Source organism: Burkholderia sp. 4M9327F10 (genome assembly GCF_005503145.1).
Lineage (GTDB): Bacteria > Pseudomonadota > Gammaproteobacteria > Burkholderiales > Burkholderiaceae > Paraburkholderia.
On the sequence record NZ_SCNV01000034.1, the window covers coordinates 1 to 12,112 of the forward strand.

The 12,112-nt window shown below is 60.1% G+C and carries 8 protein-coding genes and 2 rRNA genes; 5 read left to right on the forward strand and 5 right to left on the reverse strand.

Annotation, left to right across the window (positions count from 1 at the left end; all coding sequences use genetic code 11):
- Positions 1–2,334: ribosomal RNA gene (locus tag FFS45_RS25985) — 23S ribosomal RNA — on the forward strand; the annotation flags it as partial.
- 198 nt (positions 2,335–2,532) lie between these two features.
- Positions 2,533–2,646 (forward strand): 5S ribosomal RNA (rrf, locus tag FFS45_RS25990).
- A gap of 96 nt (positions 2,647–2,742) precedes the next feature.
- On the opposite strand, the gene FFS45_RS25995 is transcribed toward rrf, so the two are convergent.
- From FFS45_RS25995 to FFS45_RS26005, 3 genes are all read right to left on the reverse strand, one after another.
- Positions 2,743–3,393 carry a hypothetical protein gene (locus FFS45_RS25995; protein WP_137957505.1) on the reverse strand — a complete coding sequence of 217 codons (651 nt, stop codon included), beginning with the start codon at positions 3,391–3,393 and terminating at the stop codon, positions 2,743–2,745.
- Positions 3,394–3,398: 5 nt separating this feature from the next.
- Positions 3,399–4,793 (reverse strand): selenium-binding family protein, encoded by a 1,395-nt coding sequence (locus tag FFS45_RS26000; protein WP_137957506.1) that lies wholly within the window; start codon positions 4,791–4,793, stop codon positions 3,399–3,401.
- Positions 4,794–4,943: 150 nt separating this feature from the next.
- Positions 4,944–5,984 (reverse strand): LysR family transcriptional regulator, encoded by a 1,041-nt coding sequence (locus FFS45_RS26005; protein ID WP_137957507.1) that lies wholly within the window; start codon positions 5,982–5,984, stop codon positions 4,944–4,946.
- A gap of 274 nt (positions 5,985–6,258) precedes the next feature.
- Here FFS45_RS26005 and FFS45_RS26010 point away from each other — a divergent pair, with 274 nt between their 5' ends.
- From FFS45_RS26010 to FFS45_RS26020, 3 genes are all read left to right on the forward strand, one after another.
- Positions 6,259–8,379, forward strand: coding sequence for an FUSC family protein (locus FFS45_RS26010; RefSeq protein WP_249362931.1), 2,121 nt, complete (start codon positions 6,259–6,261; stop codon positions 8,377–8,379).
- A gap of 155 nt (positions 8,380–8,534) precedes the next feature.
- Positions 8,535–8,765, forward strand: coding sequence for a hypothetical protein (locus FFS45_RS26015; protein WP_137957509.1), 231 nt, complete (start codon positions 8,535–8,537; stop codon positions 8,763–8,765).
- Between the two features lie 165 nt (positions 8,766–8,930).
- Positions 8,931–10,445, forward strand: a complete 1,515-nt coding sequence (locus tag FFS45_RS26020; protein ID WP_137957568.1) for an acetyl-CoA hydrolase/transferase family protein — start codon at positions 8,931–8,933, stop codon at positions 10,443–10,445.
- Between the two features lie 83 nt (positions 10,446–10,528).
- Here FFS45_RS26020 and FFS45_RS26025 read toward each other — a convergent pair whose 3' ends face one another.
- Positions 10,529–10,783: a GlsB/YeaQ/YmgE family stress response membrane protein gene (locus FFS45_RS26025; protein ID WP_137957510.1), complete on the reverse strand. Its 255-nt coding sequence runs from the start codon at positions 10,781–10,783 to the stop codon at positions 10,529–10,531.
- A 483-nt stretch (positions 10,784–11,266) separates the two neighbouring features.
- The gene (locus tag FFS45_RS26030; RefSeq protein WP_137957569.1) at positions 11,267–11,974 is read right to left on the reverse strand and encodes an MgtC/SapB family protein; all 708 of its coding nucleotides are present in this window, start codon (positions 11,972–11,974) and stop codon (positions 11,267–11,269) included.
- Positions 11,975–12,112 lie beyond the last annotated feature (138 nt).

A 12,112-nucleotide genomic window follows, 5' to 3' on the forward strand; every position in this document is an offset into this window, starting at 1 on the left:
GGGTGACGGCGTACCTTTTGTATAATGGGTCAGCGACTTACATTCAGTGGCAAGCTTAACCGATTAGGGCAGGCGTAGCGAAAGCGAGTCCGAACAGGGCGTCCAGTCGCTGGGTGTAGACCCGAAACCAGGTGATCTATCCATGGCCAGGATGAAGGTGCGGTAACACGTACTGGAGGTCCGAACCCACTAACGTTGAAAAGTTAGGGGATGAGCTGTGGATAGGGGTGAAAGGCTAAACAAACCTGGAAATAGCTGGTTCTCTCCGAAAACTATTTAGGTAGTGCCTCGTGTATCACCTTCGGGGGTAGAGCACTGTCATGGTTGAAGGGTCCATTGCGGATTACTTCGCCATAGCAAACTCCGAATACCGAAGAGTGCAATCACGGGAGACAGACATCGGGTGCTAACGTCCGGTGTCAAGAGGGAAACAACCCAGACCGCCAGCTAAGGTCCCCAAATATGGCTAAGTGGGAAACGAAGTGGGAAGGCTAAAACAGTCAGGAGGTTGGCTTAGAAGCAGCCATCCTTTAAAGAAAGCGTAATAGCTCACTGATCGAGTCGTCCTGCGCGGAAGATGTAACGGGGCTAAGCCATATACCGAAGCTGCGGATGCGAGCTAGTCTCGCATGGTAGGAGAGCGTTCCGTAAGCCTGCGAAGGTGCACTGGAAAGTGTGCTGGAGGTATCGGAAGTGCGAATGCTGACATGAGTAGCGATAAAGGGGGTGAAAGGCCCCCTCGCCGTAAGCCCAAGGTTTCCTACGCAACGTTCATCGGCGTAGGGTGAGTCGGCCCCTAAGGCGAGGCAGAAATGCGTAGCTGATGGGAAGCAGGTTAATATTCCTGCACCATTGTTGAATGCGATGGGGGGACGGATCGCGGAAGGTTGTCCGGGTGTTGGAAGTCCCGGTCCTTGCATTGGAGAAGGCGCCTTGGCAAATCCGGGCGCAGGATTCAAGGGTGCGAGGCCAGCAGCTTAGGCTGCGAAGCAATCGGAAGTGGTTCCAGGAAAAGCCTCTAAGCTTCAGTTCAACAAGACCGTACCGCAAACCGACACAGGTGGGCGAGATGAGTATTCTAAGGCGCTTGAGAGAACTCGGGAGAAGGAACTCGGCAAATTGGTACCGTAACTTCGGGATAAGGTACGCCCCTGTAGCTTGAGCCCCCTGCGGGGTGAGGGTGAAGGGGTTGCAATAAACTGGTGGCTGCGACTGTTTAATAAAAACACAGCACTCTGCAAACACGAAAGTGGACGTATAGGGTGTGACGCCTGCCCGGTGCCGGAAGATTAAATGATGGGGTGCAAGCTCTTGATTGAAGTCCCGGTAAACGGCGGCCGTAACTATAACGGTCCTAAGGTAGCGAAATTCCTTGTCGGGTAAGTTCCGACCTGCACGAATGGCGTAACGATGGCCACACTGTCTCCTCCCGAGACTCAGCGAAGTTGAAGTGTTTGTGATGATGCAATCTCCCCGCGGCTAGACGGAAAGACCCCATGAACCTTTACTGTAGCTTTGCATTGGACTTTGAACCGGTCTGTGTAGGATAGGTGGGAGGCTATGAAGCGTGGACGCCAGTCTGCGTGGAGCCATCCTTGAAATACCACCCTGGCTTGTTTGAGGTTCTAACCTTGGCCCGTGATCCGGGTCGGGGACAGTGCATGGTAGGCAGTTTGACTGGGGCGGTCTCCTCCCAAAGTGTAACGGAGGAGTACGAAGGTACGCTAGGTACGGTCGGAAATCGTGCTGATAGTGCAATGGCATAAGCGTGCTTAACTGCGAGACCGACAAGTCGAGCAGGTGCGAAAGCAGGTCATAGTGATCCGGTGGTTCTGTATGGAAGGGCCATCGCTCAACGGATAAAAGGTACTCTGGGGATAACAGGCTGATACCGCCCAAGAGTTCATATCGACGGCGGTGTTTGGCACCTCGATGTCGGCTCATCTCATCCTGGGGCTGTAGCCGGTCCCAAGGGTATGGCTGTTCGCCATTTAAAGAGGTACGTGAGCTGGGTTTAAAACGTCGTGAGACAGTTTGGTCCCTATCTGCCGTGGGCGCTGGATATTTGAAGGGGGCTGCTCCTAGTACGAGAGGACCGGAGTGGACGAACCTCTGGTGTACCGGTTGTCACGCCAGTGGCATCGCCGGGTAGCTATGTTCGGAAGAGATAACCGCTGAAAGCATCTAAGCGGGAAACTCGCCTTAAGATGAGATATCCCCGGGGCTTCGAGCCCCTTGAAGGGTCGTTCAAGACCAGGACGTTGATAGGTCAGGTGTGGAAGCGCAGTAATGCGTTAAGCTAACTGATACTAATTGCCCGTAAGGCTTGATCCTATAACCGGTGTGTTTTGCGATGACCGTTGGTGCTTCAGCACTTATGGGCATCCCACCCCCGCAGGGGGTAAAGGACACGCAGACGGTTGAGTGATCAGTGTTGTGCCAGAAACAACACAACCCAGCGAGAGGCATCCTCTCAGCTACTTCTTCCAGATTGGCTGTGCTGTCCCAAAGACGCCACAGCAACCAGTCATGCCTGATGACCATAGCGAGTCGGTCCCACCCCTTCCCATCCCGAACAGGACCGTGAAACGACTCCACGCCGATGATAGTGCGGATTACCCGTGTGAAAGTAGGTAATCGTCAGGCTCCCTAGCAGCAACAGAAACCCCACCCCAACCGGTGGGGTTTCTGCGTTTACGCGTCCGGAAAACGCACCAGCGGGTTTCGCCTCATCAACACTCCTCACAGCGACAACTGCATCACCCCACACGCTGCCAGCGTCCCGGTCCATAGCAGATCAAAGTTCAGCCATCTGGTACGCAGACCGCCGACGCCGAAGTGATCGTACACAGCCACGGCGATCACACCTGTCGTCAGCAGCATGGCCGCACTGTGCAAGCACAGCGCGATTGCCGCGATCGTCGCGGTGGGCCCGGCATCGAGCGCTGACGCACCCGACACGTGAGACAACGCACTGCATATCGGCATCAGCGCCGGAATCAACATAAGCCCCGCGCCGTGCGAACCCGCCATCGCAAACGACCACACCGTCAGCCCGGCATAGCCCGTCTGCATGCCCACGCGCGGTCGCATTCGATGGCCGCGGACTACATGCCATCCCGCCCAACCGATCAGCAGTCCGCCACACACGCGATTCAAGACGGAATGGTCGATTACCATCCCGAGCGATAGCCCGGCGATCAACATGCTGCCGGCCGCCAATGCATGTCCGAGTGCGATTGGTAACAGCGAGAGCAAAACCACTCGGCGGCTGCGTCGGTACATTCCTAACGCAACCGCGAACAGCCAGCCCATCGCCGGGTTGATCCCGTGGAAAATTCCGAGCCCGGCAACCGCGAGCCATGTCCACCAGGAAGAGGTCGATGGGCTCATACCCGTCACGGATAGCAGTACGAATCCGACGAACAGTCACCGCCTTGCAGACGGATCTGATGCGGCCGATGACCTTCCGGCCACGCCAGAAAGAACTTCTCATCGAACGACAGGCCGCCTTCCTGACCCGTATCGAGCTTGACCATCCATCCGTCAATGCCATCGGGGTAGAACTGCGGATCGACGGCGCCGTACAGCGAGTTCGTAAAGTAGATCCGCTTGCCGTCACGGCTCACTTCCACCATCTGAGGGCCGCCATTCAGGGCGCCGTTCGATGCGCCCGGATGGCTTGCCCGCGAGACGATGCCGCCAATGCGCACTTTCCCCGTCAGCTTCGGCGCAAACGGATCGGACACGTCGTATTGCAGCAGGTCGCCCGTGCCCCAGCAGGACACGTAGAGAAAGCGGTCGTCGAGCGACAGGGCGATGTCGGTCACGAGCGGCGGCACCGCGCCGAACGATTTGAGCACCGGCGGAAGCAGCGCCGGGTCGGCGGGCTCGGCGGGAATGTCGATGATCTTGCGGACCGCCCACTTGTCCTTGTCGCGATACCAGGTCCAGATAGACGACGACAAATCCTTCAGGCTAATCACGCAATTGACGAATCCATGCGCTTTGGTGGGATCGTGTGCCGGACGCAGCTCGAAAACAAGCTGATATTCCGGCCCGAAATCGATCTCCTGCAGATGCTTGCGGCGCGTGAAATCCCAGAAGTGCAGGCGACGACCGTAACGCGCACCCAGCAATATCTCGGGAATCAGGCCATTCTCGAAGGTATCAGGCGTACCCCATTCGCTGGTCACGAGCGTGTCGTAGCCGAGGTGCCACCAGCCATCGTAGGCGAGTTGCTGCGGCCCGCGCTCCACCTCCCAGCGCCCGAGAGGCTCGAAGCTTTCCGGATCCAGCAGGAAAATCCCGCCGGGTGCGCCGCCCTCCGCATTGCCGAGCGCACTCACATAGATGCCGCCTGGCCCGCAATGCACGGTGTGCGGCCGGCTATAGCCGGTGCGGCTCGCGATCGTCGCCGGCTCGATCACCTTGGCGATAACCGGATTGCGCGGATCGGGCTTGGTATCGAGGATATAGATGCGCGACGAGCGCAAGCCCGGCACGACGAGGTAGCGCCGCTCGGTATGCGGATGCGGTGCGTTAGGGCAAAGGCAGGACGAGCACGCATTCCAGCCGAAGTGGTGCAGTTCGTCGCCGGCATGCGACATGGCCAGATTGCCGACGATGCTTGCGTAATCCGGCGAGGCCGGGTCCACGTCGACCACCGCGATCTCATCCGGCCGCGTGCGATCAGGATCGAACGCGGCCACATAAGCGAGCTTTTCTGCCGGCGCTTGCGCAGCCTGGCCAGGTGACGGGTAAAAGCTCGGGTCCGGCTTCCAGATGCCCATGGTGCTCCCCCTCCGTATCAATGCCACTCGGGACGACACAACCAGTCATCAGGAACTTTACTTGTTTTAACCCGGGCCCAAAGCTCGATAAGGAATAAGCAAATTCTTTGCAGTAATAGGGCGAAAGGGGGAAGGCGTGCCGGCCTCGCCTCAATGCTCCAGTTGCCGACCGGGATGAGCGGGATGAGCCGGATGAGCCGGATGAGCTGAATCGGCGACAGATCCCGGATGCGCCGGCAAAATTGTCTCGAGCGGATCGATCAGCCCCATCTCGGCGAGCAGTGCTTCATCGCGAGCAATGACCTTCGGCATATGCGTGCGCAGGAACTCGACCCATGTGCGGGTTTTGGCGTCGATGAATTTGCGCGACGGATACAGCGCGTAAATATTCATGCGCTGGAGCGTATGTTGCGGCAGAACCCGCACCAGCGAGCCGTCGCGCAGTCCGTCGATCGCAGCGTAGAGCGGCAACATGCCGATCCCCATGCCTTCGCGAATCGCCACCACCAGCGACTCCGCAATATTGACCTGCACAGGCCCGCTGACCTGCATCAGCTCGCTGCCGTTGGGGCCTTCGAGCAGCCAGTCGTTGGTCGGGAACGCGGGCGTCTGCAAGATCAGGCACTCGTGATGGGCGAGATCGCGTGGTTGCTGCGGTGCGCCATGGGTGCGCAGATAAGCGGGGGATGCGCACAGGATGTTGAACGTAGCGCCCAACAGCAGCGAAACCAGATCCGAGTTAGGCAAGCTCGACGCCGTGACCACGGCCACGTCGCTGCTGCCTTCGAACAGGTCCGGCATGCGCTGCGACAGGGTCAGTTCGACTGTCACCTCGGGGTAGAGCGCGCGATAACGCGAGATGGCAGGCAATACGTAATGTTGCCCGATGCTGGCGAAGCTATGCATGCGCAATGCGCCGCTGGGCCGTTCGTGCGCGCAACTGGCTTCCTCTTCCGCCGTGCCGACGTCAGCCAGAATCTGCTGGCACCGTTTCAGATAGCGTTCACCCGCCGTTGTGAGCGCGAGGCGCCGCGTGGAGCGGTTCATCAAGCGGGTCCGCAGGTGGGTTTCGAGCTCGGAAACCGCCCGCGACATCGCGCCGGTCGTCGAATTGAGCGATTGCGCTGCGGCCGTGAAGCTGCCGGCTTCCACCACGCGGACGAACACCCGCATGTTCTGTAATGTATCCATCAGACTTTCTTGTTCGACGTATTCGAGAGAGAACCCATATTGTCCGCCTGTCCGGCATCCCGATTGTTGTTCGATCTGGAAGAAATGTTCCCGGCCCGGCGCATTAATCGATGCCTGCGCGGCTTCTACAATCGGCCCCTTGCCAGCCGGTGCGCGCAGTGCGGCCTCCGGCGCCTTCCAGCATTCGAGTCACCATCCGGGGCGCGGTTTTCTTTCCATGAAACACCAGCATCTGATCCAACGCAGGTCCGATTTTCGTCGGCGCCGGGGTGTGATGCTGAGTGCAATGGCTGCGGCCGGCCGAGACTGGGTGACGAGCGACGGCCTCGTCTGGCTGCATCTGTTCAAAACCGTGACGGCGGCGTTGCTCGCACTGGGCATCGCCATGCTGCTCGATCTGCAGCAGCCTCGCACTGCCATGACCACGGTGTTCGTGCTGATGCAGCCGCTCAGCGGCATGGTGCTCGCGAAAAGCTTCTACCGGATCATCGGGACCCTGGTGGGGACGCTGGCCGCGCTCCTGCTGGGGGCCGTGTTCGTCCAGCAGGCCGAGCTCTATATGCTTGGGCTGACATGCTGGGTGGGCGCCTGTATTGCCGCCGCAGTCCGGTACCGGCATTTCCGCTGGTATGGCTTTGTGCTGGCGGGATATACCGCAGCCCTGATCGGCGTTCCGGCCGTCATGGAGCCGAACACGCTGTTCCTCGCGGCGCTGACTCGCGCCTCGGAGGTCGCGCTTGGCATCGTATGCTCGAGCGCCGTGAGTGCCTTGATCGTGCCGCAGAGGTCGAGCCTCGCGCTGCAACAGGAGCTGCGCAAACGATATGCCGATTTTGCAGCGTTCGCCGCGCAGGTGTTGGTGGGCCAGATCGAGCGCGGCGCGTTCGAAGCGCGTTTTGCCGACCTGGTGGATGGGATTGTCGGCTTCGAGGCGACCCGTACGTTTGCCGCCTTCGAAGACCCGGGCACGCGTTCGCGCAGCCGGCGCCTCGCTCGCCTGAACAGCGAGTTCATGGACGCCTGCGCCCGTCTGCATGCGCTGCGCCAACTCATCAGGCGGCTGCAGGCGGGCGGCCTGAACGCGGTCATGCAAGCAATCACGCCGTATTTTGAAGAGCTGTCGCGCCTCCTGGTCCGGCAGACGGCTCAGACTCGCGACATCACGCATGCGGCGCGCGTGGCTGTCGAACTGCGCGCTTTTCAGGCGGTGCTGCCGCGCCGTGTGCGCGAGATACGCCGCCCGCTCGAAACGGTGGCGCCAGACCTGCTGGCCGATTTCGATACGTCGGCTGAGCTGCTGTATCGCTTCGTGGACGAATTTATCCGCTATACGGACACCTACACATCGCTAGAGCAGGGCAAGCCTGTCAGGGAGCGGCAGGTCGTGCGCTACGTCAGCAAAACGAACCGGTATGTGGTCGGCCTCACGTTTTTGCGTACGGTGGTTGTGATGGCGATGGTCGGCGCCTTCTGGATCGAAACCGACTGGCCGAGTGGCGGGCTCGCCGTAATCGGAGCGGCGCTTGCGTGTGCACTGACCTCGACGGCACCCAACGCCTCGAAACTGACCTTGCAACTTGCCGTTGGCGCGGTCTTTGCCACGGTGACGGGCTATCTGTTCAGTTGCTACGTCTATCCGAACATTGACGGCTTTCCACTGCTCTGCGCAACACTCGTGCCGGTGCTGGCATTGGGCGCTTTCCTCGCGATGCGTCCCAGTGTCTCCGGTTATGGTGTGGGCTTTTCGGTGTTCTTCTGTTTGCTCGCGGCCCCGGATAACGTGGTGATTTACCAGCCCGACCTGATGATCAATAACGGCATCGCGATTGTGGCGGCGATGCTTTTGGCCTCGCTTGCATTTGCCGTGATTTTCCCGGCGCAGATGCCATGGCTGATCGGCAAAATCAAAGGCAGTCTGCGGGCACAGGTGGTACTGGCATGCAACGGCGAACTGCGTGGCCTGAATCAATATTTTCAATCGAGCACCCACGATCTGATGGGGCAATTGCGCGTGCTGTTGACGAAACGTTCGCGTCAGCATCGCGACGCGTTGCGCTGGATGCTGGTCACACTCGAAGTGGGGCACGCCGTCATCGACCTGCGCAATGAAGCCGCTCATGCGGCCTACGCCGGGACTCTGCATCCACACTGGCGCACCTGCCTCGAGCGAATGCATGCGGATATCTCAGCACTATTCGAGCAACCGGGAGCACGTTCTCTGGCGCGTGCGCTGGCGTCGGTGGGCTTGACCCTCGACACCGTGCAGATGGTTCTGCAAATGGTCCATGCCGATCGTGAGCGGCGCCACGACATGCAGCGAATACTCGGCTGTCTGCATTTCATTCGTACGGCCTTGCTCGATAAAGATGCGCCATTCAATGCGAATGCGCGCTAATCGAAATCGCATGGCAGATCTTTCTGCCAGATGGAAAGATCACTTCCAGGTGCAGCCATTTATCCGCGTGTAGGCGGGTCATATAGTTTGATCACTGCCTCGCAGTCCCAATAGGACTTCCTGCGGAGCCGTAATTGCAAGCACCGGAGAAATAGATGAAAGCGTTGAAGGTAGTTCTGATTGCCTGTTCCTTGTCCGCCGCTGCCGCTGCCGCTGCAGCTCATGCGCAGACCACAGCGCCTGCCGCGGATGGACAACAGATTGCACAAGCCAATGAGCAGCGCGTGAACCGCGCGCCTGAGCAAAGCCGCATGAGCGCGCCGGTGAAGAAAGCCGCCGAGTGCGTCGGCCCCATCAGCTACTGTAATATTTTCTTCGGTAGCTAAATACAGCGCTAACCCGTCGCGGCTGATTGCGTGACGCATGCCCCGCAGCGGTGCTCTCTATCCCGAGACGCCGCTTGAGGTGCGACAACCCGACTGCTGATCTAGCCGCGCCGAAGACGTGTGCAACGGTAGACTGGACGGTTGATCATGGAGAGACCTGGTAGCATGTACGAAGACCGGATTCGCTGTGCCGCGGTGCGCGGCAAAGTCACCACGGCCGCTGCGGCGGCCCTGCTGATTCAGGATGGCATGCGCGTCGGCGCGAGCGGCTTTACTCGCGCGGGCGACGCGAAGGCGGTGCCGGTGGCGCTCGCCGAACGCGCGCGCCACGAAGACAAGCCTTTGCGTATCACGTTGATGACCGGCGCATCGCTTGGCCACGACGTCGACCGCACACTGACCGAAGCGGGGGTGCTGGCCCGCCGCTTGCCGTTTCAGGTCGACAAGACCTTGCGCGACGCGATCAACCGTGGCGAAGTGATGTTCGTCGACCAGCACTTGTCCGAAACGGTCGAAATGCTGCGTGCCAATCAGCTCGGCAAGCTCGATATCGCCATTATCGAAGCGGTGGCGATTACCGAAACCGGCGGCATTGTGCCGAGCACCTCGGTAGGCAATTCGGCAAGCTTTGCGATCCTCGCCGACAAGGTGATTGTGGAGATCAACCTTGCGCAACCGCTTGCGCTCGAAGGCTTGCACGACATCTGGATTCCTGGCCGCCGTCCCAATCGCGAACCGTTGCCGATCGTCAGTCCGCGCGACCGGGTCGGCACACCGGCCATCGAGATTCCACCTGAGAAGATTGCCGCCATCGTCATTACGAACATGCCGGATAGCGCTTCAACGGTTCTACCCGCGGACGAGGACACCGCGCTCATCGCCAGCCATCTGATCGGGTTTCTGCAGCACGAAGTATCGCGCGGACGCATGCCGGCTCGTCTGCCGCCGTTGCAGGCCGGTATCGGCACGATCGCCAACGCTGTGCTGGCGGGTTTCGTAACGTCGCCTTTCGATGCCTTCGAAATCTATTCAGAAGTGCTGCAGGACTCGACCTTCGACCTGATGGATGCCGGCAAGGTGACATTCGCCTCGGGCGCCTCGATCACGCTTTCGGCGGCGCGCCATGCGCAGGTATTCGGCGAGCTGGACCGTTACCGGGACCGCCTGGTGTTGCGCCCGCAAGAGGTCAGCAATCATCCCGAAGTGATTCGACGCCTCGGTCTGATCGCGTTGAATACCGCATTGGAATTCGACCTCTACGGCAATGTCAATTCAACGCATGTGGGCGGCACGCACATGATGAACGGCATTGGCGGCTCGGGCGATTTCTCGCGCAACGCGTCGTGCGCGATCTTCGCGACGAAGTCGATTGCGAAGGATGGGCGGATTTCAAGCGTTGTGCCGATGGTGCCGCATTGCGATCACAACGAACACGACGTGGATGTGGTCGTCACGGAGCAGGGCCTTGCGGATCTGCGCGGGCTCGCGCCGCGCGAGCGGGCCGTGTCGATCATCGAGAAGTGTGTGCATCCGCTGTATCGCGACATGCTGCGCGACTACTACCAGGACGCCTTGAAGCATGGCGGGCAAACGCCTCACCGTCTGGAGAAAGCATTCTCCTGGCATATCCGGCTAAATGAAACCGGCTCTATGCTGGAGCAGACCGCCGCGCGGACTTGATGGCCCACGCAGCGTTCGGGTGATTCGGCTAATACAGCACGCGTCAGGCAAGCGGGGCCGCCTGACGCTCGATGCTTGAGGTGCTAGGCGCCTCGCTTGAACAGCCGGATGATAAACAGCAGAATCACCGCGCCGATCACTGCCGTGATGATCGAGCCGATCCAGCCGCCGCCGAGCGAGATGTGCAGAACGCCCGAGAGCCAACCGCCAATGAACGCGCCGACGATCCCGACAATGATGTCGACGATCAGCCCGAAACCGCCGCCCTTGACGAGTACACCCGCCAGCCAGCCGGCGATCGCGCCAATGATGAGCCATGCAATGATGCCGTGTTCCATAATCAAGACTCCATGGTTGAGCGTGAAAAATTCACGGTGACAGAGCTTAGTCCAACGGATTAGTGCAGTCCATATTCGGGATATGGATTTAACAATGTCTGAATGTATTGCGGCGGGGCCAGCCACGAGGCCGGCGAGAGGGCGGGACAGGGCGCATGGCGGCGGCCGCCATGGCGGATAGGCAGGGACATCCAACGCGCAGTCGCTCGGTTCATTTCGTTCTCGGTCTCGGGCTGCACAGGCACACGGTTCATCGGCCTACACGGCACACTCTACCACTGCTGCCTGGAAACGCCGGCCGATGTTTCGTCTAGGGTTGTTATAGATGAAGCCGCCGCCGGGTGCAAGCCGTGCACTTGCCGCTATGCGGTTTGGGCCGCCCAGGCGGGCTCGGGTGGGCACTGGGTGTGGCCCGATGCTCACGTGCTCCGGCGCAGCCGGCCGCACCGGAGCCCACGCCCGCGCGCTGCCGTCTGAAGGCCGTTACTCGGGCGTCGGTTCTGCTTCTTTGGCGATCCAGCTTACGCTGGAGACAGTCGTTTCCATGCTGATGCGGCTTGCCATCAATTCGAGCTTCGACTGATCCTTGGGATGCAGTTTCAGGGTTGCCGTCACGCGAATGCGGCCCGGCTGCTCCGGCACGTCTTCACTTGTAAGGCTCTGAAACGAGAGGGGCGTGGAGTACATCGAATTCGATAACGCCGTGCGGATATGAATCTCATCGTCCTCGCGGCAGACCACGGTGAGCACGTATTCGCGCACGAGGTCGGCATTTGAAACCGGTGTCGCGTTGATGGTGCGGCTGACTTCGCGCAACACGGTATTCGTCAGCAGCACGATGCCCGTGCCGGCCAGCGCGGGTCCATAGTGTCCCGCACCGCACAACACGCCTACTGCCGCCGAACACCACAGGGTCGCGGCCGTATTGATCCCCTGGATAGAACCTTTGTCGCGCATGATGACGCCGCCGCCTAGGAAGCCGACACCGGACACCACGTACGCGGCAATCTGCGTGACACCAGCCGTGCCGTTGCCGGTCAGCACGCCTAGCGTGACAAACAGGCAGGCGCCGCTTGCAACCAGCGTGATGGTGCGCAGGCCGGCCGTGCGCTGGCGCATCTGCCGTTCGATGCCAATTGCGACACCGCAGGAAAAAGCGGCAAGGAGCCGCCATACAAATTCAAGCGTCATTAGATTAATAGTCAAGGCGTGCTCAGACGCATAGTTTGAACCATACGCGTGACAGCATCGCTAATGATCCGCGAGGGCCGACGCGTGACGACGCGCGCGGGCTATTGCTCGCGGCGCGAATGCTACGGCTGCTGCAAG